The sequence below is a fragment of the Paenibacillus lentimorbus NRRL B-30488 genome (assembly GCF_000411595.1).
Classification (GTDB): Bacteria; Bacillota; Bacilli; order Bacillales; family Bacillaceae; genus Bacillus; species Bacillus velezensis.
In genome coordinates this window covers 81,298-106,448 of the sequence record NZ_ANAT01000005.1, presented here as the reverse complement: position 1 = coordinate 106,448, position 25,151 = coordinate 81,298, and the positions used below count along the sequence as shown (strand labels likewise).

The 25,151-nt window shown below is 44.9% G+C and carries 24 protein-coding genes and 6 pseudogenes; 17 read left to right on the top strand and 13 right to left on the bottom strand.

From position 1 onward, the window contains the following. Positions 1–20: 20 nt before the first annotated feature. Entirely contained in the window at positions 21–797 is a 777-nt protein-coding gene (locus tag D368_RS01375; protein WP_025649388.1) for an RsfA family transcriptional regulator, read from the bottom strand. A 205-nt stretch (positions 798–1,002) separates the two neighbouring features. On the opposite strand from D368_RS01375, the gene D368_RS01370 reads away from it, so the two are divergent. The 3 genes from D368_RS01370 (at position 1,003) to D368_RS01360 (ending at position 3,228) form a co-directional block, all read left to right on the top strand. Further along, positions 1,003–1,227 carry a YuzB family protein gene (locus D368_RS01370; RefSeq protein ID WP_003151034.1) on the top strand — a complete coding sequence of 75 codons (225 nt, stop codon included), beginning with the start codon at positions 1,003–1,005 and terminating at the stop codon, positions 1,225–1,227. A gap of 159 nt (positions 1,228–1,386) precedes the next feature. Next, a complete protein-coding gene (locus D368_RS01365) occupies positions 1,387–2,688 on the top strand; it encodes an HD domain-containing protein (RefSeq protein ID WP_025853614.1) in 1,302 nt (433 codons plus the stop codon). Positions 2,689–2,727: 39 nt separating this feature from the next. Beyond that, positions 2,728–3,228, top strand: a complete 501-nt coding sequence (locus tag D368_RS01360; RefSeq protein WP_007407653.1) for a YwgA family protein — start codon at positions 2,728–2,730, stop codon at positions 3,226–3,228. Between the two features lie 64 nt (positions 3,229–3,292). Here the strand turns inward: D368_RS01360 and D368_RS01355 are convergent, their stop codons facing one another. Beyond that, entirely contained in the window at positions 3,293–4,672 is a 1,380-nt protein-coding gene (locus D368_RS01355) for an amino acid permease (RefSeq protein WP_032862558.1), read from the bottom strand. Positions 4,673–5,062: 390 nt separating this feature from the next. Here D368_RS01355 and D368_RS01345 point away from each other — a divergent pair, with 390 nt between their 5' ends. After that, entirely contained in the window at positions 5,063–5,482 is a 420-nt protein-coding gene (locus tag D368_RS01345; RefSeq protein ID WP_003151040.1) for a MarR family transcriptional regulator, read from the top strand. Between the two features lie 37 nt (positions 5,483–5,519). On the opposite strand, the gene D368_RS01340 is transcribed toward D368_RS01345, so the two are convergent. Next, complete coding sequence (locus D368_RS01340) at positions 5,520–5,708, bottom strand: 2-hydroxymuconate tautomerase (protein WP_003151042.1); 189 nt, start codon at positions 5,706–5,708, stop codon at positions 5,520–5,522. Positions 5,709–5,812: 104 nt separating this feature from the next. Here D368_RS01340 and D368_RS01335 point away from each other — a divergent pair, with 104 nt between their 5' ends. The 3 genes from D368_RS01335 (at position 5,813) to D368_RS01325 (ending at position 7,578) form a co-directional block, all read left to right on the top strand. Then, on the top strand, positions 5,813–6,472 hold the full coding sequence (locus D368_RS01335; protein ID WP_003151043.1) for a site-2 protease family protein: 660 nt from the start codon (positions 5,813–5,815) through the stop codon (positions 6,470–6,472). A gap of 12 nt (positions 6,473–6,484) precedes the next feature. Next, the gene (locus tag D368_RS01330; RefSeq protein WP_031378564.1) at positions 6,485–7,003 is read left to right on the top strand and encodes a YwhD family protein; all 519 of its coding nucleotides are present in this window, start codon (positions 6,485–6,487) and stop codon (positions 7,001–7,003) included. A gap of 143 nt (positions 7,004–7,146) precedes the next feature. After that, positions 7,147–7,578, top strand: coding sequence for a hypothetical protein (locus tag D368_RS01325; RefSeq protein ID WP_069473626.1), 432 nt, complete (start codon positions 7,147–7,149; stop codon positions 7,576–7,578). Positions 7,579–7,602: 24 nt separating this feature from the next. Here the strand turns inward: D368_RS01325 and D368_RS01320 are convergent. Continuing rightward, positions 7,603–9,674: pseudogene (locus tag D368_RS01320) on the bottom strand (transglycosylase domain-containing protein). Positions 9,675–9,873: 199 nt separating this feature from the next. On the opposite strand from D368_RS01320, the gene speE reads away from it, so the two are divergent. The 3 genes from speE to D368_RS01305 all read left to right on the top strand — a co-directional run bounded on the left by speE (position 9,874) and on the right by D368_RS01305 (position 12,024). After that, positions 9,874–10,704 carry a spermidine synthase gene (gene speE / locus D368_RS01315; RefSeq protein ID WP_003151052.1) on the top strand — a complete coding sequence of 277 codons (831 nt, stop codon included), beginning with the start codon at positions 9,874–9,876 and terminating at the stop codon, positions 10,702–10,704. 59 nt (positions 10,705–10,763) lie between these two features. After that, entirely contained in the window at positions 10,764–11,636 is an 873-nt protein-coding gene (speB, locus tag D368_RS01310; RefSeq protein ID WP_003151054.1) for an agmatinase, read from the top strand. A 169-nt stretch (positions 11,637–11,805) separates the two neighbouring features. Beyond that, on the top strand, positions 11,806–12,024 hold the full coding sequence (locus tag D368_RS01305; RefSeq protein WP_003151056.1) for a helix-turn-helix transcriptional regulator: 219 nt from the start codon (positions 11,806–11,808) through the stop codon (positions 12,022–12,024). A gap of 589 nt (positions 12,025–12,613) precedes the next feature. Here the strand turns inward: D368_RS01305 and D368_RS01295 are convergent. From D368_RS01295 to D368_RS01265, 7 genes and pseudogenes are all read right to left on the bottom strand, one after another. Beyond that, positions 12,614–13,126, bottom strand: coding sequence for a stage II sporulation protein M (locus tag D368_RS01295; protein ID WP_069473625.1), 513 nt, complete (start codon positions 13,124–13,126; stop codon positions 12,614–12,616). Between the two features lie 43 nt (positions 13,127–13,169). Next, a complete protein-coding gene (locus D368_RS01290) occupies positions 13,170–13,451 on the bottom strand; it encodes a hypothetical protein (protein WP_014306021.1) in 282 nt (93 codons plus the stop codon). A 187-nt stretch (positions 13,452–13,638) separates the two neighbouring features. Beyond that, positions 13,639–13,824, bottom strand: a pseudogene (locus tag D368_RS01285) (DUF4177 domain-containing protein). 34 nt (positions 13,825–13,858) lie between these two features. Continuing rightward, positions 13,859–14,062: a hypothetical protein gene (locus D368_RS01280; protein ID WP_069473623.1), complete on the bottom strand. Its 204-nt coding sequence runs from the start codon at positions 14,060–14,062 to the stop codon at positions 13,859–13,861. Positions 14,063–14,077: 15 nt separating this feature from the next. Then, positions 14,078–14,277, bottom strand: a pseudogene (locus D368_RS01275) (helix-turn-helix transcriptional regulator); the annotation flags it as partial. A gap of 197 nt (positions 14,278–14,474) precedes the next feature. Next, the gene (locus D368_RS01270) at positions 14,475–14,594 is read right to left on the bottom strand and encodes a PhrC/PhrF family phosphatase-inhibitory pheromone (RefSeq protein ID WP_069473622.1); all 120 of its coding nucleotides are present in this window, start codon (positions 14,592–14,594) and stop codon (positions 14,475–14,477) included. Then, positions 14,578–15,722 (bottom strand): annotated as a pseudogene (locus D368_RS01265) (response regulator aspartate phosphatase). The gene D368_RS01270 and the pseudogene D368_RS01265 overlap by 17 nt, the downstream one beginning before the upstream one ends. A 230-nt stretch (positions 15,723–15,952) precedes the next feature. Between D368_RS01265 and D368_RS01255 the strand changes: the two are divergent. Further along, entirely contained in the window at positions 15,953–17,308 is a 1,356-nt protein-coding gene (locus tag D368_RS01255) for a YncE family protein (protein ID WP_071392426.1), read from the top strand. Between the two features lie 39 nt (positions 17,309–17,347). Next, positions 17,348–18,724 (top strand): YncE family protein, encoded by a 1,377-nt coding sequence (locus tag D368_RS01250; protein WP_128574483.1) that lies wholly within the window; start codon positions 17,348–17,350, stop codon positions 18,722–18,724. 6 nt (positions 18,725–18,730) lie between these two features. Here D368_RS01250 and D368_RS01245 read toward each other — a convergent pair. Continuing rightward, a pseudogene (locus tag D368_RS01245) lies at positions 18,731–19,243 on the bottom strand (bacteriocin biosynthesis protein AlbG); the annotation flags it as partial. 153 nt (positions 19,244–19,396) lie between these two features. On the opposite strand from D368_RS01245, the gene D368_RS01240 reads away from it, so the two are divergent. The 4 genes and pseudogenes from D368_RS01240 to fnr all read left to right on the top strand — a co-directional run bounded on the left by D368_RS01240 (position 19,397) and on the right by fnr (position 23,631). After that, the gene (locus D368_RS01240) at positions 19,397–19,825 is read left to right on the top strand and encodes a YwiB family protein (RefSeq protein ID WP_031379330.1); all 429 of its coding nucleotides are present in this window, start codon (positions 19,397–19,399) and stop codon (positions 19,823–19,825) included. Next, positions 19,822–21,492 carry an arginine--tRNA ligase gene (gene argS, locus D368_RS01235; RefSeq protein ID WP_043020956.1) on the top strand — a complete coding sequence of 557 codons (1,671 nt, stop codon included), beginning with the start codon at positions 19,822–19,824 and terminating at the stop codon, positions 21,490–21,492. The genes D368_RS01240 and argS overlap by 4 nt, the downstream gene beginning before the upstream one ends. A 135-nt stretch (positions 21,493–21,627) precedes the next feature. Beyond that, positions 21,628–22,817, top strand: a pseudogene (narK, locus tag D368_RS01230) (nitrate transporter NarK). Positions 22,818–22,914: 97 nt separating this feature from the next. Further along, positions 22,915–23,631 (top strand): fumarate/nitrate reduction transcriptional regulator Fnr, encoded by a 717-nt coding sequence (gene fnr, locus D368_RS01225; RefSeq protein WP_061890877.1) that lies wholly within the window; start codon positions 22,915–22,917, stop codon positions 23,629–23,631. A 30-nt stretch (positions 23,632–23,661) separates the two neighbouring features. On the opposite strand, the gene D368_RS01220 is transcribed toward fnr, so the two are convergent. After that, positions 23,662–24,381, bottom strand: a complete 720-nt coding sequence (locus D368_RS01220; protein ID WP_101562516.1) for a YwiC-like family protein — start codon at positions 24,379–24,381, stop codon at positions 23,662–23,664. Positions 24,382–24,523: 142 nt separating this feature from the next. Between D368_RS01220 and D368_RS01215 the strand changes: the two genes are divergently transcribed. After that, positions 24,524–25,000: a cyclic nucleotide-binding domain-containing protein gene (locus D368_RS01215; RefSeq protein ID WP_007407629.1), complete on the top strand. Its 477-nt coding sequence runs from the start codon at positions 24,524–24,526 to the stop codon at positions 24,998–25,000. Positions 25,001–25,151: the final 151 nt, after the last annotated feature.

Below are 25,151 nucleotides of genomic sequence, written 5' to 3'. Positions count from 1 at the left end.
AAGGAAAGGGGTTTTTTGCGTTATTCGGCCATTTTTTCTAAATTGCCGTTCCGGTCCATTTTAAAGGACGGAGAAGAGGCATGCTCGTCGTCTTCAAATAAAACTAGTTTTCTGGCTCTGTTCATGATTTTCACCAAGGTTTCGTAGTCTTCCTGAATGGTCTTTTGATCTTTTTCAAGCTTTTCGACGGCCGCTTCCAGCTGCTCGGTTTTAGACTGAAGTTCTTGATTTTCCCGTTTTAAACGGTCATTTTCCATCTGCAAGGCGGAAGTTTGCTTTCCGCTGCCTTCATAGCTCTGCAGAAATTGAATGACGTCTGCCATTGTGAGCTCCGCCTTTTGGCTCGGCTGCTGAGGCGCCAGCAAATGTGATAAACTAGCTAACTCTTCCTTGAAGCTTTCATCGACATAAGGCATGTGTTCGCCGGACATGACGGCTTGCCGATCCTCTTTTGGCGCTTCCGTTTGAACCGTCTCTTCGGCTGCGGTTTCTTGAATGATGTCCGCATCCGGTGCAGGCGGCTGGTATAATAGTTTCTTCTTGGCCGGCTGGCCGTTTCCGAGCGCGCGCATCCGCTGTTTCCGCTGTTTTTTTGCAAGCTGAAGCGCTTTTTCATATTGATGGCGCACGACGGCATTCCATCTGAATCCGCACGCTGCCGACGTCCTGTTTAATTTATCGCCTACCTCTTCAAAGGCGTTCAGCTGCGTGCTCCCTTCCCGGACGTGCCGGAGCACGGTTTCCGCAAGCAGCAGGTCATTTTCCTCCGACCAGGCGTCCTGTCTTTGCTTTGTCAATGTTCTCAACCCCCAATAATCTTTGATGGTATTAGAATGTCCAGATTGGAAAATATTTATACAAATTGGCTGAAAGAATGAGAGATACGCAGAGCCTTGCAGGATAAGATGAATCCTTGTACAATAAAACGTGATGTGATTTTTTTCGTTTTTAAAATTAAGATTTAACATAGAGGAACACATTGAATGAAGGGAAGCGTACATCATGGCTAATGAATTCCGAGTGTGTGATGATTGCCAGGCCACCAATATTAAGACTTTGCTGCCGCGTTTGAAAGAAGCTGACCCGGATGCAAAAGTGGAGGTCGGATGTCAGTCATATTGCGGGCCCGGACGCAAAAAATCGTTTGCTTTCGTAAACAACCGCCCGCTGTCGGCGCCGACTGAGGACGAGCTGATTGAGAAAGTGAAAAAGAAGATCAAAAAGTAAATGTGCATTTTTACGACAGCCTCGCCCGATGGGTCAGGCTTTTTTGCTTCAAAAAATCAATGTCGGAAAACTGGAACAAAACGCCGGACAAATTCAAGGATGTTTTCAAATTACAGAGCCGATATAATAGAATCACGGCTAAAAAAAGAGGGAATGACGATGGCGTATCCAAACGGAAAATTATCAGAAGAAAAAGTGTTTAAAGATCCCGTTCACCGCTATGTTCATGTGCGGGACAAGCTGATCTGGGATTTGATCGGCACCCGTGAATTTCAGCGGCTGCGCCGGATCAAACAGCTCGGTACGACGTATTTGACGTTTCACGGCGCGGAACACAGCCGTTTTAACCATTCTCTCGGCGTCTATGAGATTGTCAGACGAATGGTTGATGATGTTTTTAAAGGGCGTCCTGAATGGGATGACAATGAACGCGAACTCTGTCTCAGCGCCGCGCTTTTGCACGATTTGGGACATGGGCCGTTTTCGCATTCCTTTGAAAAGGTTTTTCATCTGGATCATGAAGACTATACGAGGGAAATCATTCTCGGCGACACCGAGGTGAATCAGGTTCTCAGAAAGGCGGGACCGGGATTTCCGCAGGATGTTGCCGAAGTCATTGCCAAAACATACAAAAACAAACAGGTGGTCAGCCTGATTTCGAGCCAGATTGACGCCGACAGGATGGATTACCTTCAGCGGGACGCATACTATACGGGCGTCAGCTACGGACATTTTGATATGGAACGGATTTTAAGGGTCATGCGTCCGCGAGAGGACCAGATCGTCATTAAGCAAAGCGGCATGCACGCCGTCGAAGACTATATTATGAGCCGCTATCAAATGTATTGGCAGGTGTATTTTCATCCCGTGACGAGAAGCGCAGAAGTCATTTTGACGAAAATTCTCCACCGCGCGAAGCAGCTCCATGAAGAAGGGTATATATTCACTCATGCTCCCGTTCATTTTTATTCCATTTTTGAAGGGAAGCTGACGCTTGCGGATTACCTGAAGCTTGATGAAGCCATCATTTTATATTATTTCCAGGCTTGGGAGGAAGAAGAGGACCCGATTCTGTCCGACTTGTGCCGCCGCTTCATTAACCGCCAGCTGTTTCAATATGCCGAATTTAATCCCAATGAGGAAATGTCGGCTTATTTTGAATTGACCGCTCTGTTTAAAGAGGCGGGAATTGATCCCAATTACTATTTAGTGGTCGATTCTTCATCGGATCTGCCGTATGATTTTTACCGGCCGGGTGAAGAGGAGGAGCGTCTGCCGATTCATCTGTTAACGCAGAACGGCCAGATCAAAGAGCTGTCCAGGCAGTCCGCTATTGTCGAATCCATTTCGGGCAAACGCCGGACGGATCATAAGCTGTACTATCCGATGGACCTCATTTTTGATGATTCAGAAAACCCTGAAGCAAAATTAAAAATCCGGCAGCTGCTGGGACTGACATAAAAGGATTTTGGTAAAGAAGGAAAAGGAGATGTCGGGAATTTGTTGAAAGAACATGCAAAACTGATGAAGGTGTTCTCGGATTCTGGAGAAATCATCGGGCGGAAAAAGCTGCAGAAAATCATTTATATCGCGAAGAAAATGCAGTATCCTTTCTACGAAAAATATGATTTTCATTTTTACGGCCCGTATTCCGAAGAACTGACGCTTCGAATTGAAGAGCTGTGCAATCTTGGGTTTCTGGATGAGGTGAAGGAAAAAAAGGGCGGCTACTTTCAATACCGGTACTCGCTGACGGAGACGGGAGCCGAGTTTTTACATCATGCGGAGCTTACGATGCCGGATATGAAGAAGTACATCGACAGCGTCAACAGCCGCTCATCCCGGTTTCTGGAGCTGGTGTCTACGATTTTGTATTTTGACGGCCTTGAAGCTGAGGAAAAGAAAGAGAAAGTGTTTACGATAAAAAGCAAACAGAAATATACGGATGAAGAATATGATGAGGCGCTTCACTACATAGAAGAGCTGAAACACATTTGTTAAAGGCGATGGCTTTCGTCTTTTTTTATGAAAAAACCAGGCCGCGATAAAGCGGGCCTGGTTTTGTTTATTGTCTCAATTTGCTGTGCTTGTACGAATATAAAAAGTAAACGATGACGCCGATGATCAGCCAGACGGCAAAATAAAGCCACGTTTTCAGCGGCAGATTGACCATTAAAAACAAACAGCAGATAATGGCCAAAATCGGCAGTACGGGTACAAAAGGCACTTTAAATCCCCGTGGAAGATCTTTATGGGTGCGGCGCAGAATCAGCACGGACAGACTGACCATGGCAAATGTCAATAGCGCGCCGATGTTTGAGAGATCTGACAGCTCTTTCAGATCAACAAAACCCGCGATGCATGCGCTGATCAGTCCGATCAGCCACGTATTAAAGATCGGCGCTCCCGATTTCTTTCCGACAATGGTAAAGACTTTCGGCAGCATTCCGTCTCTTGCCATCGCAAAAGATATACGGGTCGCCGCATAGGTATGGGCGAGAACGACGGCCATCAGTCCGATCACCGCACCGGCAGCGATAATGCCCGCCACCGCGTTTTGTCCGACAGTCTGCAGCACATAAGACATGGCTTCCGGCACATTAAGCTGTGAATACGGAACCATACCCGTCATGACGAGACAGACGATGACGTATACCAATGTACAGATCACCAGTGAACCGATAATACCGATCGGCAGGTTGCGCTGCGGTTTTTTGACTTCTTCAGCCGAAGCCGAAATCGCGTCAAACCCGAGAAACGCAAAAAAGACGGCAGAAGCCCCCGTAATGACGCCTTTGATTCCAAAAGGCATAAAAGGATGCCAATTGCCCGGCTTTACAAAAAAGCTTCCTGTGATGATAAACAGCAAAACAATTCCGATTTTTACGAGAACCATTATATTATTAAAGGTTTTGCTCTCTTTAGAGCCGCGTGACAGAACGACGGCAATTAATAGAGTAATGATGATGGCAGGAAGGTTGACGATGCCCCCCTGGCTCGGCACGTGCAGCAGACTGTCCGGCAAAGGCGTGCCGATTTCGGCTAACAGATTATTAAAATAACTTGACCAGCCGCTTGCCACCGCCGACGCCGTCACCATATAAACGGATAAGAGCGTCCAGCCCATTAAATGGCCGACAATTTCTCCCATGGTGGTATAAGAGTAAATATAGGCGCTTCCGTAAACCGGGAGAACAGAAGCGATTTCGGCGTAACATAATGCTGCAAGGCTGCAGACAACGGCTGCAATGATAAAAGAAAAGATTACGGAAGGCCCGGCGTTTTTCGCGGCCGTAATGCCTGTAAGAACCATGACGCCCGTCCCGATGACGGCGCCGATGCCCAGTAATGTTAAATCAAATCCACCCATTGTTTTGGCAGTCTGCCTGTTTCTGCTTTGTTCAAGCAGCTGGGTGATGTCTTTTTTTTGTAGGATATTCCGCAACACGCATCCCTCCATCCAAAAGCAAAAGCCAAGAGGGACTCTTTGGCTTTTACCCGTGTCACATCTTCTGTGTAATCGACAATCCTGTGTTCTGTTTCCCCGTCTGTTCCGTTTCTTTTCTTTTCCAATCATATTGTCTGCCGCATCCGATCAGATTATCCTTTCCGTCAAACGCAGTCACCCTTAATGATTTTACCTGAATCGTGTCTATAAAACCAGCATTGCATAAAAGGATATGGTAAAAAAGAGGGAGACAAAAGCCTGTGCAGGGCAGGATAAAAGTTGCGGGCATTCCGGCCGGAATTTTGACTTTCTCCGTAAGGTATCAGTAAAATGTAATAAAAAACAAACAAATGATGATGGATGCATCTTGAAATGGGGAGTTTCTGCATGAAGCACGATAACTTGCAAGCAAATGTACTGGATTACGCGCTCACGAAATATTTAAAGAGCACGAAAAAGCTTGATGAGGCGACAATTCCGAAGAGTATAAACAATATCAGAGGATTTATTCTGAGGATTATTTACCGGCACGGCACATGCACGATTAAAGATATATTACAGGAGGTCACATTATCGCCTTCCGCCACGACAACCGCTCTCAATCATTTAGAAAAAGAAGGATTCGTGGAAAGGTCGAGAAACAATGAAGACCGCCGCACGGTATGGATGACGCTTTCCGAATCGGGAAAAATGGCGGCCATGCAAATGATTGAAAACCGGCAGCTGCTGATTGACGAACTGTTCGAAGCATTGACAGAGGAAGAAAAGAAAATCTTTTTCAGCCTGGTTGAAAAGGTTGTGAAATAAGCCGGCCTGACATAGCAGCGCCGGCCATTATCAAGGATTACTCCGTATCGCTGATCCGTTTGCCGGCGACGGCGTAATGATCCTTTCTCATTTCTTCAATCATGACAATGATCTTTTCTTCGGCTGCGCCTGTCGTTTCTTTTACGGCTTCGGTCACTTTTTCAACCAGATTCCGTTTTTGTTCATCTGTGCGGCCTTCAAGCATTTTAACGGTTACGAGCGGCATGGTGCTGTCCTCCTTTATCGTTTCCTCTCTTTGGAAGAGAGATCACTTATAGTATACTGAATGAAGGACAATCTTGCATTTTTTAAAAAAGGGGATTTTGACATTTGGACAGATTTTTATATTATCCGCTGGAGCTTATGCCCTATGTCGTGATTACGCTGATCGTGGCATTTACGATGCATGAACTGGCGCACGCGTATGTCGCGTATCGGTTCGGAGACGATACCGCGGCGAGACAGGGCAGATTAACGCTCAATCCGATTAAACATCTTGATGTTTTCGGAACGATTCTAATTTTGGTCGCGGGTTTCGGCTGGGCCCGTCCGGTGCCGGTGAACCGCCGCGCCTTTAAAAGACCGCGGCTGGCGGGAGTGCTGGTTTCCGTCGCCGGGCCCGTAAGCAACCTGCTTCTTGCCTTTATCGGTTTCTTTTTGCTAGTGTTGATGCATGCTTACGGAATGGAGCTGCTTTCTGCATTCAGCATGGGGCTTGACCGCTTTTTCTCTATTTGGATTCAGCTGAATCTCGCGCTGTGTTTATTCAACCTGCTGCCGCTTCCTCCGCTTGACGGCTACCGGATTATTGAGGATCTCGTGCCGCCGCGGGTGCGCGCCAAAATGACTCAGTTTGAGAGCTACGGGATTATCGTGTTTCTCGTGCTGTTTGTGACACCGGTCGGCTCCTATGTGGTGTGGCCGCTGCTAAGCGAGGGGAGAGACTGGATTCTCAAGGTATTTGCCATTATATTTCAACCGCTTTTGTAGGAGGGTATTTTCATGGAAGAAAAAAAGAAGAAAACAATCGGATTTAATATTATTAAAAGTGATCCGACCGACGGACATGGCGGTTTCGGCGCCGGGTCGCTGAGCCTTGACAATATATCTCCGGTATTTGTCGATGTGGAAGAGAAGGAAGCCTTCGTTGACATCGGCGCAATGCATGCCCGCAGTGTCGTTGAAAAAGGCATCAAATTCCTGCCGAACAAAGATGAAGTGCCGAACGGAAAACCGTACTGGCTCGTGTGGGTCACCATCGACAGAAAAGAAGAAGGCCCTTATTACGCGGGTGTGACGGCTTGTGAAATGACCGTGGACAGAAGTATCCGCAGAGGCTATAAGTCATTGCCGGAGCATGTGAATTTAATGGATAAATCAATGAAGCGCCGCATTATCGTGGACAAAATGGACGCCAGCTCAAAGCAGGTGCTTGCTGAATTTCTGCAGAAGCATGACCCAGGGCTCTGGGAACGTTCATCCGATGAATTGAAAACGGGTCTGCTTCCGGGCGAAAAATAATTTGTGAACTTTTTGTGAACTTTATAAATATTTGCACTATTTCGCAATTGTACTGAGTAAACTGTTGATACAGAATCAGGACATGGAAAGTCCCGAGCCGAACCAAGACTCGGGGTTTTTCATGTTTACGCGGAGGTTTCATCATGTTCACCGTCTTTGACATCGGGCCTTGGGTCATTGAAGCAGATACGGCGGAAACGAGAAAACAATATGAAAAATCATGGCCTGATCCCTGCGAATGCGGGAGCTGCCGGAACTTTTCCGAGGCGGTGAATCTCCTTCCCGCCGAGAAAACAAGATTGTTTACGCAGTTTGGGATTCGTCTGGCTGTCTGTCACGATTTGGGGGAGCATGGAAAGGAAAACGGCCTGCATCATTATGCGGGCAGCTATCCGATTGTCGGCAGGCTTAGGGAAGGCTGGCCAAAGTTTCATATCGAGAGGGCGGGAGATATCCGCTTTTCGTTTTCATTGGCGAGTACAACATTTTTTATACCGAAGGGTTTTCCTGACCCTATTATCCATCTCGACTTTTCACTCTTGCTCCCGTGGGTGCTTGAGGAAGACGCGGATTAAAGCCCGGCGCGCAATGCACCGGGCTCAGTCTTTTTTGCCGAGCCACTTATCCCACCACTTTTTGCGCGGAGCTTCTTTACGGGCGGGGACGTGTTCCTTTTCTTTTTTAGACGGTTCCGGTCCGTAGCACACATCCGCGGGCTCAGTGCCTGCGATGAAATACGTATAATGCTTTGCGGCGCATCCGGGTCCCGATGTGTAGCCGGAAGCGGGGTCAATATAGACGCCCGTGACGCCTTTCGGCGGTTTAAGCGCTATTTCCGGTTCTCCTTCGAGCGCCTTCTCCATAAAGTCCGCCCAAATCGTCTTCGCATAGCTTTTTTCTTCTACTGAATCAATCGTGCTGCTTTTGTCATAGCCTGTCCACACACCGGCGGCAAGTGCCGGATTAAAGCCGATCATCCAGCTGTCTGCGCTGGTCGTGCCTGATTTCCCGCCGTACGTCCGGGTCAGCCTGTCTGAAATGGTGCGTCCCGTGACGGAAGTATAGCCGTTTAAATCTTGATCAAACATGCCCGTCATCATGCTCGCCGTCACAAAAGCGGCTTTTTTATCAAGCGTCTGCTGATGTCCGCGCGGCTGTTCATACAAGACGTTGCCGGCGGTATCCGTCACTTTTGTGATAAAGGAAGGGGTGATTTGTTTTCCCCCGTTTGCGAGCATCGCGTAGGCATTAACCATCTCAATCGGGCGCACGGGTTCAGTTCCGAGCGCCAGAGACGGAAGGGGCTTTAAATGTTCGCTGATGCCGAATTCCTTTGCCGCCGACACGAGCTTATTCATGCCGAGAAAGAGATGGGTCTTCACGGCATAGATGTTGTCTGATAACGCAAGCGCCTGAAGCAGCGTAATCGGTTTATTGGCGTAGTAGCCGTTGTAATTGCTTGGAGAATAGGTATCTCCGTTTTCGTCAATCTGGAACTCAGTGGCTTCGCTTTTCATCAGCGTGACCGGTGTAAAGCCGCTTTGAATCGCTTTGTAGTACAAAAGCGGCTTGATCGTGGAAGCCGGCTGCCGTTTCGCCTGTGTCGCCCGGTCAAACGGGCTTTTTCGTAGTCACGTCCGCCGAGAAGCGCAAGCACGCGCCCTGTTGCCGGATCAATCGCGGAAAAGCCGACCTGAATGTCAGAGCCGGTACGGATCGTATGTGCCACAGTGTTTTCCGCAATCCGCTGCATGCGCTTATCAAGCGTTGTATAAACACGCAATCCGCTCGTTGCGAGCTGTTCGCGCGTCATGCCGAGCTTTTTCTCGAGTTCTTTCATCGCATCATCGTAAAAATAAGGCGCCGTTTTCGCCGCGGTTCTGCTTTTCAGCGGCTGATAGGCAAGCGGCGTTTTCTTAAGCCTTTCCGCCTTTTCTTTTGAGATCATTTTTTGTCTGGCCATCAGACGGAGAATGGTTTCCTGGCGCTGTTTGGCCTTCTTTTCGCTGACATATGGCGAATAGCCGGACGGGCCTTTCGGTATGCCCGCCAAAAGCACGGCTTCCGCATCGTTCAGATCTTTGGCGTGTTTGCCGAAATACAGGCGGGAGGCGGCTTCAATTCCGTATGCGCCGTGGCCGTAATATATCGTATTTACATAACCTTCTAAAATCTCGTTTTTAGAATAGTTCTGTTCAAGGCGGATCGTGTAAAATGCTTCGTTCCATTTTCGTTTCCATGTTTTATCATGCTCAAGGTAGAGATTTCTCGCGTATTGCTGGGTGATGGTGCTGGCGCCCTGAACCTTGGCCATTGCCTTTATGTCAGCCAGCGCGGCGGCGGCCATCCGCCGGTAATCAAAACCGTGGTGATTGTAAAAGTTTTGATCCTCCACCGCAATCGCGGCCTGCACCGCTGTCGGATTGATATCTTTTAACCGGACCCAGTAGCGCTTTTCCCCGAAATCGGTCTCACCTAGCTTTGAGCCGTCATTTGCATAAAGAATCGTAGACTGAGGAACCCGGACGGAGGGGGCGCCCTGCCATTTCGCTGCAAGAAGAACGGATGTGAAGCAGACGCCGGCCAGCATTCCGCCGATCAGTGTCAGAAAGATGCAGGCGCGGATGATTTTGAACGTGATTCTGAGCTGTTTTCCAGATACTTTATCCACTTTTGGGAACCCCCTTTTTCATGATTCTATTATTATGTGAAAAAAGGGGGTTTTTTAAACATATCAAACCGGACACTTCTTTACTTTTTCCCCTCCATCCTCTATACTTTTTCCTTAGGTGAAAATGAGATTTTAACCGGAATAAAAGCGATACAGACGCTTACAATAAATGAAATAAGCCTTGAAAGGGAGATGACAATTGAGCGAGCTTTGGTATACGGAGAAGCAGACGAAGAATTTCGGCATTACATTAAAGGTGAAACAAACATTACATACGGAACAGACGGAATTTCAGCATCTGGAAATGGTGGAGACAGAAGAATTCGGCAACATGCTGTTCTTAGACGGAATGGTCATGACTTCTGAAAAAGACGAATTCGTCTATCATGAAATGGTTGCGCACGTCCCGTTATTTACGCACCCGAATCCGGAAAACGTTCTCGTTGTCGGCGGCGGAGACGGCGGTGTCATCAGAGAGATTCTGAAGCACCCAAGCGTAAAAAAAGCGACGCTTGTCGACATTGACGGCAAGGTTATTGAATACTCTAAAAAATTCCTTCCGTCCATTGCGGGCAAGCTTGATGATCCGCGCGTCGACGTGAGAGTCGATGACGGTTTCATGCATATCGCGAAATCAGAAAATGAGTATGACGTTATCATGGTTGATTCAACAGAACCGGTCGGACCGGCCGTCAATCTGTTCTCAAAAGGCTTCTATGCCGGAATTTCCAAGGCGTTAAAAGAAGACGGCATCTTCGTCGCGCAGACGGACAACCCGTGGTTTACACCGGAGCTGATTACAAACGTACAGCGTGACGTGAAAGAAATCTTCCCGATCACCCGTCTGTATACGGCTAATATCCCGACGTACCCGAGCGGCCTGTGGACATTTACGATCGGTTCTAAAAAGTACGATCCGCTTGAAGTAGAGGACAGCCGTTTCTTCGACATCGACACGAAGTATTACACGAAAGAGCTTCACAAAGCAGCATTTGTTCTTCCGAAATTTGTGAGCGACTTAATCAAATAAAAACGTACGGCGCAGGAGCGAATCTTGCGCTTTTTTACAGGAAAGCGAGGGTATTATTGATGAGATTTGATGAAGCTTATTCAGGAAAAGTATTTATCGCAAGCCGCCCCGACTGGAAAGAGGCGGACGCCATCCTTTACGGCATGCCGATGGATTGGACGGTCAGCTACCGTCCGGGTTCACGGTTCGGCCCGGGGAGAATCCGCGAGGTGTCTATCGGTCTTGAAGAATACAGCCCGTACCTCGACCGTGACTTGGCTGATTTGAATTTCTTTGACGCCGGCGACATTCCGCTTCCATTCGGCAATCCGCAAAGAAGCCTTGATATGATTGAAGAATATGTGGACGGCATCTTAGAAAAAGGCAAGTTCCCGCTCGGCATGGGAGGGGAGCACCTTGTATCATGGCCTGTCATAAAAGCCATGTATAAGAAGTTTCCGGACCTTGCCATCATTCATTTTGACGCGCACACCGACCTGCGCACGGATTATGAAGGCGAACCGCTTTCCCACTCTACTCCGATCCGCAAAGCAGCTGAGCTCATCGGGCCGCAAAACGTATTTTCATTCGGCATCCGTTCCGGAATGAAGGAAGAATTTGAATGGGCGAAAGAAAACGGCATGCACATTTCTAAGTTTGAAGTGCTTGAGCCGCTGAAAAAAGTGCTGCCGCAGCTTGCGGGACGCCCTGTTTATGTCACGATCGATATCGACGTTCTTGACCCCGCTCATGCGCCGGGAACGGGCACGGTTGACGCGGGAGGCATCACGTCTAAAGAATTGCTCGCGTCCATCCATGAAATCGCGCGCTCAGAGGTCAGCGTAAAAGGCGCCGACCTCGTAGAAGTGGCACCGGTCTATGACCACTCAGAACAAACAGCAAACACGGCAAGCAAGATGATCCGTGAAATGCTGCTTGGGTTTGTGAAATAGAAAGAATTTCCCCCGCTTGAAACATGGCGGGGGATTTTTATATTGTATATAAACTACTTAGAAGTTAGTAAAAGCAATATATTATTTTACTATTAATAATTGATGTTATTGATAAAAATTATATAATAGGGTATTATTTAGTAAATACATCTTTAGAAAGGAAGTTAGAATGAAAACAGCAGTAGAAAATGAATTGGAATTAAAAAAGATTGAAATTTCAGTAATTAAACTGATAATTGCTGAAAAGCCTAATAAAGAGATCGCTAAGTCATTAAACTACTCGCAGCGTAATGTCGAATATATCATAGCCGGTCTTTGTAAAAAGTGGAATGTGAGTACTAGAGTCGGTATTGTTTCGGAAGCATATAAAAGGAATTGTATACAGTGAACAAAATGAAAGAAAAACCCCTATTGAGGGGGTTTATTTATATATGCTAAAAAAACATTCTATACAGGAATGCCGTAAAAATAAAAACTGAGATTGTCAGGTAGTTCAAATTTGTTCTCCATTTCAGAAGAATAAACAAAAGAAATAAATATGCAATATTGAACAAATCAAAGATAGAAAAAATCAAATGATTACTTGTGAAAAATAAACTAGTGTTTGGATGTTCTGCGAAAATATTTTTGAATGATATAAGAAAAACTTAATTGCGACCGGGATGTTAGAAAACATAAATAGGGAATAAAAAGTTTTGATCTTAATTTGAGCGCCAAGAAAATTTATAATGAGAAATAATACGAATCCTTCAAAAATGACCCCGAACATTAAAAGAAACAGTGCGGCTATTGCAATGATGTAATCTAAATGTTTTACTTGCTCAACAACTTGTATAGGGATGTTTTTGGGAATTAAACTTTTCATAAAAGGTAAAAGGGAACTTAAATAAAAAGCTAACCCGATAATATAAAACAAAAACGAGGACAAAAAATTAATGTTTCGTTCCTTAAATGAAGATAATTCAATTTGCATAATCCTAAGAGGCTCCTTTTATAAAGATAGGTGTAATAAATGTTTCTAACATAGCTGCTATCATTAAACCGAGAAATATAATACCAATATATTTAAAAGTGAATTTCAAATTTATTTTGAGGAGTAATAAATCTAAAGTTAATTTCATTCCTACAGAGGCTGCAAGAAGCAATACCGGCACTTCAATTATTCCATGGGGTATAACAAGCAGTAAAAGGTTTAAATTGTTTTTAATGTTTCCTATCGCATTTCCTAAAATTAATCCATTAATAATTAAAACAGCAACCGTGCCAAGCGACAGCGTCAACGGGCCTAAAAAAACAAGCAGACTCGCTACTTTAATATTATTAAAGAAAATCTGAAAAAAATCCGGACGGATATTTCGATTTAGATTATTTACATTTGAAGCGGAATCTGTATAAAAATATGCTGTAAATAAAGCAATTAAAAATAAGATCAGACAGAGTATGTACAATTTGACTAAAACATTCTTTTTAAACAATGTATTTTCATCCATTCGTTAAAGGGACTGCCAGGGATATTGAATTTAATGTTTTATATTATGCTGCTGCTGTACTTGCTGCAGCCAATTGTTCTAAAACGGCCAATGGCAAGCCCGCACCAAGAGATCCTAAAACAGTAATGATAGCCAGAACTGAACCCGTTGCGGTGATAGCACTGACAATCCAACTAGGAGCGATAATTCCAGCTCTGTTTAAAATATCGATAACATCCATGCTTAAATGATTATGTTTCATACTGAAAAGAGCGAGAACAATGATTCCTGATGCTACTAATGTAAAAATCGCTTTACTATTTTGTGTTTTTAAAAGTAGATTCATTTTTTCCTCCAATTTTTTCAATATCCCCAGCAAGTTAAATAATAAAATATATTGGAATCTATTTGAATTGCGGATTTCCGAAAAAATAATAGTTAAGAGGTGAAATCCGTAAAAGTATCTGCTGGCTTATTTCGTACAAAGAAAGCCGGACCATATGTATGATCCGGCTTTCTTTGGTACTGAAACATTATACTTTTTTTTCAAAAATAATATCAAAATAATCGGCTGCCCCATAGCCTGAAATAGCAGGAGCAAATATTTGAACCAGCTTTCACCCTTGCTGCGAATACTTTTCAATAATTTATTTATAGTCTTCTTTAGGCTTTCCTTTCCATCGGTTTACTTCTACTTTTATGAACTTGTATTCGTACATTGCTGTATAATCCTCCGGAAGTGTATTGAAATCGTTACCTTGTTTTTCGATTTTGATAAACTTGAATCCATAAATAGAGCGCGCAGCCTATTAAAAGAATCGGAAATTGCCATCCTGTATTTCCGTTTTTAAAATAATCTATTAATGACCATATCAGTAAAGCGACAGTATAAAAACTAAATGCTATTCTGGCGGCTGTACCCGATTGGTGTTTTTGCATCTCATCCATTTTCTTCATAAGAACCGCTCCCTTAATTTTTTTGGCGTTATAGTTGAATACTTTATCTATTCCCGTATTTAAAGCGTGAGCTATCGAAAAAGCCAGACTTAAAGTCGGGTCATATTTATTATTTTCAATTGCATTGATGGTTTGCCTGGTCACATTGCAGAGCTTAGCCAGATCATTTTGTGAAATATCAGCTGCTGTTCTAAGTTTTTTATATTGTTATCCACTAAAACCCTCCTTAACTTATTTTGTTTTTATTTTAAATTTTCAAATTTATATATATTTATTTTAAATAATATATGTATAAGTGTCAAATACTTTTTACACATTTGAGTTCTAAGGTATGTTTTTTGTTTTTGTAAATTAGTTGTTTATATAAAAAACGGCTTGCAGTTTAACCTGCAAGCCTAAAAGTAATTATCATTTAAATCATTCCGCGCTGAGCAATTTCAAATTGATGTTCCGGTGCACTTGCGATGTCGGCTGAAACAAAAACAGTGCTTACTGCCAAGCAAGTAAGTGCTAATTTATACTTCAATTTCATACAACTTCACACCTCCTTGAATCTGCTGTCTTGTTTCTTCCACCTTTAAAAAATATGCAGCAGCCTTCTCGAAATTCTCTCTTTCATGATAATATTTTGCCACATCTAAGGCAAAATCTTCAAGATCAGCATACATCATTTTATCTCTGAGAAAGTCAAAACATTCCATGATTGCTTCTTCATCAGGCTCATCGACATACAAAGATTCTAAAAATTCATATTCGACTATATATAGGGAATCTTCTGCCTCCTCTGCATAAGATACCCCTTTGTCATGATATTGTCTGGCTATGGCCATATTTCCGATTTTATAATGTATTTGTGTGATTAAGAAATAGGCTTGCGGGAGAGAAGTGATGATGTTCCCATCTTCAAAAACAGCTATTGCCTGTTTTATGTAATCAATGGCTGGTTTGTAATTTCCTTGGCTGTTAAAACAAAGTCCGATATTATATAGAGTCCGGCCCATTAATTGAGGCTGCTGTTCTGCCTCTGCCATGGCATAAGCTTTTTTAAAATGCTGAATTGCTTCATCATATTGCTTTAAGTCAAGAAAGTTGGTAGCGAACAATGAATGGCACTGAAGCACCCTTATATTATATGCCTCCTGCTTATGATAAATTTTATAAGCCTGCCGGGCATAATCCATAGAAAAATAAGTCTGCTTCATATAATAGTAGGACTCTGACATCTTAAAATAAAATTCAGCTTTCTCGATACAATCTTTGACAAAATCCAGCTTATATTCAGCTTTCTTAAAAAACTGAATCGCTGAAAGATATTCACGGCATTCCAGCTCATACATCCCCCGGAAAAATTAAAATAATAATCAAGCCGTCCGGTCAGCCGGGCCTGCTTTTTATCAATATCCGCGAGCAGATCCGATAGTCTCGGCTGTTCTTCTATCCGCTGCGATTCCAGCGGTTCGAGGTATTCGAGCATCAGATTGTGGCGGAATTCCATGAGAGAATAGTACAGATGAAGATCCTGGTCATCTTCAAGGCCTGCAAGTTCTTCTTTGATTTCTCTCCGCAAGTATTCGGCGTCCGGGATGCTGAACCTTCGAATGTACATATACCATTCGTTGATTTTTTCTCCAATCGCTGAAGACGATAAAACACTCGCCACTATTCCGAATCCCTCCCTTCCACGTTATGTATATGACATATTTTATCATTTTCATTCGGAAGGATAGCGCAAAAATACCGCAATGTTTTCTTTCGTTAAAACCGCATGTCTGCGGATATCATTTCAAAAATCCACTATTATCCCCGCAATTTGTACAAGCAAACAAATACACCTTCCCATATTCTGTTGTATCTGCGTGAGCAGTGTATGTCTGAAAAGGAAGTGAAGATATGAGAAATAACAAGCTTTCCTTTAAAGAAAATGCAGGAGCCGCACAAGAAGAATGTTTATGTTTTTGCGGGGAAGAAGCAAGCCGTGAAGCGATGTTTCAAGCGCCGATTGAATTGCCTGAGGGGTTTGTTGTTGATCCGGCTGAAGCTGTTGCAAACGTGACGTGGAATGCAGGGAGCCTTTCTTGTGAAATTGAACGCTGTTTCATTGAGACGGGGCCTGAGCCTGATGAAATCGGTATTCAATTTGCAGTGCGCCTGCAGGGAACTGTTACGCTTCTCGTCAGTGTCTCACCAGTGCGAAATCAATATGGACAAGGGGACGGGGCTGTTTCTGTCATCCGCAATGCAGAGATTGACCAAGTCGTCTATTATTCTGATGAACCCGATGATTGCCCGGATGTCAGTGACATTACGATCGAGAACCTTATTGTCGTTCCGCCATTCTATGGCAGTCCTTTATCGGTGACGGGCACGATTGTGTTTGTTCCTGAGCCGGAACCCGTTTATGCGTTTACAGCGAATCCAAATGATCAATCAGTTTCTGTGATTGATACAAACACTCATACTGTTGTGACAACGATTGCTCTGCCGTACCGGCCGACAGGTATTGAAATAATTCCGGATAAAAGCGCTGTGTTTGTTTTGCACTTCAACAATAATGTGATTTCTGTCATCGATTATGACACTTTAACAGTGACAGCATCCATACTGCTTGATCAGCCGCCTAGATCGATAAAATGTATCCCAAATCATGAGTTTGCTTATGTTCTCGGCGATACTGCGATTTATGTGATTGAAATTGATACGTTAACTGTGGATAGGTCGATTCCTGTGGAAGGATTTGATTTTGAAATTGATCCCAATGGGTTATTCGCCTATGTTCTTGATTTTGGTTTAGTGCAAAAAGTGGACCTATTCACCGGTGAAGTCACAGGAACGATTGAACGAGAGCTTATCGTATCATCCATAGAAACAAATTGGCCGGAGCGGTATGCGTATGTCTTAGAACAAGAATTCTTATTCAATTATTTGACGGTTATTGACTTAAATACGTTTACGATCAGCATTACCCAAGAGCTGGAGCCTGATGGTCAATATGTAATGTTTACGAGTGGATCAGAGGTGTATTTACATGACAGCTTCACCGGAAATTTATATGCTGTCAGTCCGAATGGTGCAGGCGTTATAGGAAATGTTCCGCAATCGGCAAGAGACTTTGCGTTTACTCCGAATGGCGAATTTCTGTATGCTGCTCATTTTATAGAGCAGAACATCACTGTTTACAACACGGATGATTATTCTGTGGAAACTGTGATATCTCTTGGGGTTTCACCGGGAGCTATTGTGATTTAATCAACTGCATGCTGTACATTTCTAAAAGGACGTGAATTCATGAAAAAGAATGATCTGTCTGCTTTACAGGAAAATTGTTTCTGTTTTTGTGATGAGGAAATTAGCAGAGAAGCGCCGTTTCAAGCGCCGATTGACATTCCCGAGGGGTTCACCATTGATTCTGCCGAAGCAGCTGCGACGGTCACATGGAGTACTGATCATTTATTATGTATCAGTGAGCCTTGCTTAATCCAGACTGGGCCGGAACCAGAAGATATCGGTGTTCGATATGCCGTGAGAGTAAAAGGGACCGTTACGCTTCTTGTCAGTGTGTCGCCTGTGCGAAATCAATATGGACAAGGGGACGGGTCTGTTTCTGTGATTCATACTGAAGAGATTGATCAAGTTGTTTATTATGCAGCGCAGTCTGGCCGCTGTCCTGATTTCAGTCAAATAACAGTGGAAGATCTTCTCATTGTACCGCCTTTCTACGGCAGTCCGCTTACGGTGACCGGGACACTTATTTTACCGCCATCACCAGACCCTCAATCGTATGTGTTTACAGCCAATTCAGGAGACAGCACGGTTTCGGTTATTGATTCAGATTTAAACACTGTTGTAAAAACAATCCCTTTTTCTGACGTGCCAACTAATCTAGGCGTTACTTTCGATAAAGCTTTCACGTATGTCCTCCATGGGAATACCAACCTTGTCTCAGTGCTAGATAATAAAACATTAACCATCATAAATACCATTACTGTTGGAGGAGGGCCGAGAAAGATCGAATTTGATCCAACAGATGAGTTCGCGTACGTGATGGCCGCCGGATCTATATATGTGATTAACACGGCCTCTCAATCGGTCATTGATGTCATTCCGATACCCGGCGCTTTAGACTTTGCTCTTGATCCGAATGGACAGTATGTCTATACCGCTAATGGAAGCAGTTGGTCGGTTGATAAATATGATGTAAATACTGGGCAGTTGGTAGAAAGTATCATAGATTCATTTGAATTTCCCAGTTTAATTGCAACTCCTTACGCTGGAAATTTTGCGTATGTGTTGAATGGTGAGCTGCTGCCGAAAGGTGTAACGGAGATCAGTTTGTCACCATTAAGCAGGGGAGGCGGCTTCAACCGTTTATTTGAAACTCTGAGGACGATTGTATTTTCTCGCGATAGCACTAGGGCTTATTTTCTAGAGCCATATAGTGAACCGTCTCTCATTAATAACTTATACGTAGTTAATACGGCTGGACAGAGGATCATTGCAAACGTGTCTCTGCCCGGCGCCTTTGACCTTGCCGTAACACCTGATAATCAGTACATTTATGCAGCACAGCCCGACGACAATACCGTAACCGTGTACCGCACGAGTGATTATACAGCCATGACGGTGATTCCGGTTGGGACTGGTCCGTCAGCGATTGCGATGTAGCTTATTTCACAGGTTGAGAGAAGCAGAGCTGCGATAAAAAAATCGTTTATAAATAAATGAGCCGATCTGCCGGATGGCAGCCAGGATGATCAAAAACAGCAGTTCACTTATGGTGAAACTGAACATCCGCCAACCCCCGGCTCCTGTCAGCGCTCCCGCATGCCCTTTTTTGAACAGGCTGCCATGCTGGAAAAGCTGCAGCAAGTACGTCCGTATAAAATACGATAAATACAAAATCAGTAACACCGCGAGTCCCATTGATACGGCAAGGGGCGTGTGAAAGCGGAAAGGGACGGCTTTGATGATTTCGAACACGCAGCCGAATATGATGACTTGGCATAATACAGCAGCCATCACGTGTGTTTGGCGGACGTTTTTATAGCTGTCACGCAGCGCTTTGACATCGTTGGCATTTCTGCTGCCCAATCTATGTTGCTGGAAGTCGCAGCAGCTTCGATGAGACTGTGTGGGTTTCTGAAAAGCTGCTGTCATGTTTTTCACGGATTGGGTGACATCGTGATATGATTTTCTCTTCTCATAAGGAACTGCTTTTTATGAGGTTTATCTTCAAATCTAATGAGCAATGATGGTAAGATAGAAGCAGTTGAAGTTTACAAACTGAAGGATTATACTATTCAAGTCAAAGTGGAATGATGAAAAGGACGTGTCAAAATGAAACAAGAGACACCGATAACACTCCATGTGAAGTCTGTGATCGAGGATGACGGAAATGAGGAAGTCATCGAATTCCGTACTACCGGATTTTACTATGTAAAACAACAAAAAGTGTATCTATCTTATTATGAAGAACACGACCTAGGCAAAGTAAAAACGATTGTGAAGGTGAGCGAAGGCGAAGTCCTGATCATGAGGTCAGGCGCTGTTAAAATGAATCAGCGTTTCATAACGGGAGCTTCCACAATTGCGAAATATAAAATGTCATTTGGTGAGCTTGAGCTGCAAACAAGCACAAAATCGATTCAATCTGATCTCGGTGTAGAAAAAGGCCGAATCAGCATCGCATATGACATGCATGTCGGAGACGAGCAGCAGCATTTACATAATATGACGATCACGTATGAGGGAGGAACTCACGCATGAATATTGCGGAACAAATGAAGGACGTGCTGAAGGAAGAGATCAAAGCGGCCGTTCTGAAAGCGGGCCTGGCGGACGAAAGCCAGATTCCAAGCGTACTGTTAGAAACGCCGAAAGACAAAACACACGGTGATTATTCCACAAACATGGCGATGCAGCTGGCGAGAATCGCAAAAAAAGCGCCGCGCCAAATCGCTGAGGAGATCGTGGCGTCATTTGATAAAGGCAAAGCTTCCATTGAAAAGATGGATATTGCGGGGCCCGGCTTTATCAACTTTTACATGAACAACAGCTACTTAACAAAACTGATTCCGTCCGTGCTTGAAGCGGGTGAACATTACGGAGAGACAAACATCGGACAAGGCGAAAAGATTCAGGTCGAATTCGTATCGGCCAACCCGACGGGAGATCTTCACTTAGGCCATGCGCGCGGCGCGGCGGTAGGTGACGCGCTGTGCAGCGTGCTTTCTAAAGCGGGCTATGATGTGAGCCGTGAATACTATATTAATGATGCGGGCAACCAGATTAACAACCTGGCGCTTTCCGTTGAAGTCCGTTATTTTGAAGCGCTCGGCCTCGAGAAACCGATGCCGGAAGACGGTTACCGCGGCGAGGATATTATCGCCATCGGGAAAAAGCTTGCCGAAGATTTCGGCGATCGTTTCGTACATGAAGAGGAGAGCGAACGTCAGGCGTTTTTCCGTGAATACGGCTTAAAGTACGAGCTTGATAAACTTCGCTCCGACCTGGAAAATTTCCGCGTGCCGTTTGACGTATGGTATTCTGAAACGTCCCTGTACGAAAATGGAAAAATTGATCAGGCGCTCGAGGCGCTTCGCGAAAAGGGCCATGTATACGAAGAGGACGGCGCGACATGGTTCCGCTCCACAACGTTCGGCGACGATAAAGACCGTGTGCTGATCAAAAAAGACGGCTCATACACTTATCTGCTGCCGGATATCGCATACCATAAAGACAAACTTGACCGCGGATTCGACAAGCTCATCAATGTATGGGGCGCGGATCACCACGGGTATATTCCGCGTATGAAAGCGGCGATTGAAGCGCTCGGTTACAAGAAAGGCACATTGGAAGTTGAGATCATTCAGCTCGTTCATTTATACAAAAACGGCGAAAAAATGAAGATGAGCAAACGTACGGGGAAAGCCGTAACGATGCGCGACCTGATTGAAGAGGTCGGCCTTGACGCGGTCCGTTATTTCTTCGCGATGCGCAGCGCTGATACGCATATGGATTTTGACTTGGATCTTGCCGTATCCACATCTAACGAAAACCCTGTGTATTATGCGCAATACGCACATGCACGTATTTGCAGCATGCTTCGCCAAGGGGAGGAGCAGGGACTTAAACCGGCGGCAGATCTTGATTTCAGCCATATTCAATCAGAAAAAGAATATGACCTGCTGAAAACAATCGGCGGCTTCCCTGAAGCAGTGGCAGAAGCGGCGGAAAAACGCATTCCTCACCGTGTCACAAACTATATTTATGATCTGGCTTCCGCTCTGCACAGCTTCTACAATGCGGAGAAAGTCATCGATCCGGAAAATAAAGAGAAGAGCCGCGCGCGTCTCGCTTTAATGAAGGCGACGCAAATTACGCTGAACAATGCGCTTCAGCTGATCGGCGTATCCGCTCCGGAAAAAATGTAATGATGATCAAAGGACAAAGTCTTCGGGCTTTGTTCTTTTTTTTTGCATATAAAGCGTGTGATGTAATTCACAATCCCGCACACTGAGTTTTTGTATGATAAGACTGATATTGAATCAGTGAAAGGGGCAAGCCGAATGATCAATCGTCAACATACTCAATTATCGTTGCAGTCATTAAGCTTAGTGGCAGGGTTTATGGTGTGGGTGCTGATTTCATCGCTCATTTCTCAAATGACATCAGATATTCATTTAAGCAAAGGCGAGATTTCATTGGTGACGGCGATTCCCGTTATTCTCGGATCGCTTCTCCGTATTCCTTTAGGATATTTAACGAACAGGTATGGCGCGCGGCTGATGTTTATGATCAGCTTCATCCTGCTTTTGTTTCCCGTATTTTGGATCAGTATCGCGGATTCTTTATTTGATTTAATTGCGGGCGGCTTTTTCTTAGGGATCGGGGGAGCGGTATTCTCCATCGGAGTGACGTCCCTCCCGAAATATTATCCGAAAGAAAAGCACGGTGTCGTCAATGGGATTTACGGTGCCGGAAACATCGGGACCGCCGTTACTACCTTTGCCGCGCCGGTTATCGCTCAAGCCGCGGGATGGAAAGCAACCGTGCAGATGTATCTTGTTTTGCTGGCTGTTTTCGCATTACTGCACGTTTTGTTCGGCGACCGGCATGAGAAGAAAGTCAAAGTTTCCATAAAGACACAAATGAAAGCCGTTTACCGAAATCATGTGCTGTGGATGTTGAGCCTGTTTTATTTTATTACGTTCGGCGCCTTTGTCGCCTTTACCATCTATCTTCCGAATTTTTTGGTTGAGCATTTTGGGCTGAGCCCTGCGGATGCCGGTCTGCGGACGGCCGGCTTTATTGCGGTCTCTACGCTGCTCAGGCCTGTGGGAGGGTTTCTTGCAGATAAACTGAGCCCGCTCCGCATTCTGATGTTTGTTTTCGCAGGGCTTACGCTGTCAGGCGTCATGCTGTCATTCTCCCCGGCGATCGGCCTTTATGCGTTCGGATCGCTGACGGTGGCAGTCTGCTCAGGGATTGGAAACGGGACGGTATTTAAACTGGTGCCTTTCTATTTTTCGAAGCAAGCGGGGATTGCCAACGGTATTGTGTCTGCCATGGGCGGACTGGGCGGTTTTTCCCTCCGCTGATTCTGGCAAGTGTATTTCAGGCGACAGGCCAATACGCGATCGGGTTTATGGCGCTTTCAGAGGTTGCGTTAGCCAGCTTTGTCCTTGTGATCTGGATGTATTGGCAGGAAAGAAAGAAAACACATACGGAGAGAAACAGTCATAGCCTCAATTCATAATGATCCATTCACAAGATTGTTAATTTTTTCTGGGCGAGTGCAAATCAAGTCACGTTACAATATACATACGCAACGTGACTTTCTTCGAGGTGAGCTCATGAATATTCTCTCTGTCCGAAAATCTGATAAAGAACTTCTTTCCCGCGAACTGCATGAATTGCTGGAATCGATCAGTACGAAAAGGAAAATGAAAAAACACACGTATTTGTTTCAAGAAGGAATGGATGCAGAAGAGCTTTATCTGATTCAATCAGGACTCATTGAAATCGGCAAGCTGACGTCTGACGGAAAAGACCTGACACTTAGAATCTGCCAGAAACACGATATTGTCGGGGAATTGACGCTATTCACAGATGAGCCGAGATATATGCTCAGTGCGAAAGTGTTAGAGGACGGGGAGGTGCTCGTCATTAATAAAAACAAGCTGGAAAAGGAATTGATCCAAAACGGTGTTTTAACGTTTGAATTTATGAAATGGATGAGCACCCATCTGCGAAAAATCCAGTCTAAGATCAGGGATCTGCTTCTTCACGGCAAAAAAGGGGCGCTCTATTCTACCCTTATCCGCTTATCAAACAGCTACGGGTTGGAACGAAGCGACGGGATTCTGATTAACATTGTGCTGACAAATCAGGATTTGGCTAAGTTTTGCGCGGCGGCAAGGGAGAGCGTCAACCGCATGCTGGGAGACCTCCGCAAACAAGGGGTTATTTCGATAGACGAAACCGGAAAAATTATTTTGCACAAGCGGGACTATTTACGATGCGAGATCGAGTGTGAAAATTGTCCGCTTGAGATCTGCAATATTGACTGAAAAAACAAGGGCAGCCGATGTCCTTGTTTTTCAGCTTGTGATACATATACACATGACGGCGAAAAAGAAGCCGGCATTTACGATTTCCAGAATGCCGATCGTTTTCACCGGCCAGTCTCTTCCATGAAAAAACCAGGCCCGCAGACTGCTTGGGATAAAAGCGAGAAACGCCCAGCCTGCCCCGAGAAGGGCCGATAAAAAGGGGAGCAAGAGGTGATATCCCCACGACCAGTAAGCAAACCTTCTGTTTTTTCTCTCCCGTATGACCGATTTCACATAAAAAGAACTCCCAACAAAAAATAAAGCGGATTGCAAGAATAGAAACCAAGCCCAGCCGTCAAGGATTCCCGTTCCCAGCCAGCAGCTCGCAAGCCCGCCCGAACAAAAGAACAGAACACCCGCAATATCATTCGTGAGCGCCCGTTCGTTTTTTCGGCGGGCATAATGCGTATGTATGAGAAACAGCGGCAATAAAAAAACGCCGATCCAGACGAGCTGCGGCTTATGAAAGACAGAAATGATCAAAAAGCAGCAGGCCGGAAAACCGTAATACCATATCCACTTTTGATAGGGCCGAAGCTGTTTCTTTTTCAAAGCGAGCGAAACGGGATAAACCGTCAAGTAAAGGAACAGCCAGCCCAGAAAGAGCGGAATATGCCAGAAAACCGGGCCTCCCTTGACCATGCCGAGTAAAAATGGAATCAGCAGCATCGCCCATGCGCCGTGCTGCTTCGGAATCATCGCTTTCATCGAAACCCTCCTTTTTATTTCATTATAAGTGCAAACACTCTCCTGATAAGTGACCTTTATCATACAAGCTGTGAAATACATCACTGCCGCGCGGGCTCAATCGGGCTACACTAAAGCTATCAATAGCACAGGAGGCTTTCCTATGAATCAGTGTGACTATTTATTATTTCTGAAACAACTTCCTATGTTTAATGAAGTGCCTCTGTCCATTGTCGAAACCTTGCTGAAAAACGGGACGTTTATCCGCGGCTCATCTGACCAATCTCCATCCTTTCTTCATTCACAATCCGTTTATATTGTATTAAAAGGCAATATCCGTTTTACGGACAGCAGGCTTCCTGAAGGGTCGCAAACCGTTGCGCTGTGGGAAAAAGGCGATGTGTTTCCGATTGATGAAAAAGGCGGGCTCTCTTTATCGCCTTTTATCTCAGTCAATGCCTCACCGGATATTCTGGTACTCCATATTCCATATTCCGTATTTAAGCAAATGATGTCTTACCATCCGCGGCTGCAAATGAACTTTTTGGCGATGCTTCAGCAAAATGTCTTCTGTTCCTATCAGTTGTTTTTGAGGTATCTGCATACATCACGGGATGAAAACGCCGAACCCGGTTCTTAAACAGAACCGGTTTTTTGATGACGCGGGCGTCCCTATATCGTTTGAAAATCCTTCCTGCTGCTCTGTGTGAACGTTTTGTGAAAAAAGCAGAGTGTGTGACATAGTTCACAAGGTGATGCGCCGTCTCTGTTTATAGTGTACATAGCATCAC

Bases quoted from the DNA above. Each gene is read 5' to 3' on its own strand.
- D368_RS01345 (WP_003151040.1), top strand. From the start codon at position 5,063: ATGAAGCACGATAACTTGCAAGCAAATGTACTGGATTACGCGCTCACG.
- D368_RS01280 (WP_069473623.1), bottom strand. From the start codon at position 14,062: ATGAAGAAAATGGATGAGATGCAAAAACACCAATCGGGTACAGCCGCC.
- D368_RS01370 (WP_003151034.1), top strand. From the start codon at position 1,003: ATGGCTAATGAATTCCGAGTGTGTGATGATTGCCAGGCCACCAATATT.
- D368_RS01255 (WP_071392426.1), top strand. From the start codon at position 15,953: ATGAGAAATAACAAGCTTTCCTTTAAAGAAAATGCAGGAGCCGCACAA.
- speB (WP_003151054.1), top strand. From the start codon at position 10,764: ATGAGATTTGATGAAGCTTATTCAGGAAAAGTATTTATCGCAAGCCGC.
- D368_RS01295 (WP_069473625.1), bottom strand. From the start codon at position 13,126: ATGGATGAAAATACATTGTTTAAAAAGAATGTTTTAGTCAAATTGTAC.
- argS (WP_043020956.1), top strand. From the start codon at position 19,822: ATGAATATTGCGGAACAAATGAAGGACGTGCTGAAGGAAGAGATCAAA.
- D368_RS01365 (WP_025853614.1), top strand. From the start codon at position 1,387: ATGGCGTATCCAAACGGAAAATTATCAGAAGAAAAAGTGTTTAAAGAT.
- D368_RS01290 (WP_014306021.1), bottom strand. From the start codon at position 13,451: ATGAATCTACTTTTAAAAACACAAAATAGTAAAGCGATTTTTACATTA.
- D368_RS01270 (WP_069473622.1), bottom strand. From the start codon at position 14,594: ATGAAATTGAAGTATAAATTAGCACTTACTTGCTTGGCAGTAAGCACT.
- D368_RS01220 (WP_101562516.1), bottom strand. From the start codon at position 24,381: ATGAAAGCGATGATTCCGAAGCAGCACGGCGCATGGGCGATGCTGCTG.
- D368_RS01330 (WP_031378564.1), top strand. From the start codon at position 6,485: ATGGAAGAAAAAAAGAAGAAAACAATCGGATTTAATATTATTAAAAGT.
- D368_RS01325 (WP_069473626.1), top strand. From the start codon at position 7,147: ATGTTCACCGTCTTTGACATCGGGCCTTGGGTCATTGAAGCAGATACG.
- D368_RS01305 (WP_003151056.1), top strand. From the start codon at position 11,806: ATGAAAACAGCAGTAGAAAATGAATTGGAATTAAAAAAGATTGAAATT.
- D368_RS01340 (WP_003151042.1), bottom strand. From the start codon at position 5,708: ATGCCGCTCGTAACCGTTAAAATGCTTGAAGGCCGCACAGATGAACAA.
- D368_RS01250 (WP_128574483.1), top strand. From the start codon at position 17,348: ATGAAAAAGAATGATCTGTCTGCTTTACAGGAAAATTGTTTCTGTTTT.
- D368_RS01215 (WP_007407629.1), top strand. From the start codon at position 24,524: ATGAATCAGTGTGACTATTTATTATTTCTGAAACAACTTCCTATGTTT.
- fnr (WP_061890877.1), top strand. From the start codon at position 22,915: ATGAATATTCTCTCTGTCCGAAAATCTGATAAAGAACTTCTTTCCCGC.
- D368_RS01240 (WP_031379330.1), top strand. From the start codon at position 19,397: ATGAAACAAGAGACACCGATAACACTCCATGTGAAGTCTGTGATCGAG.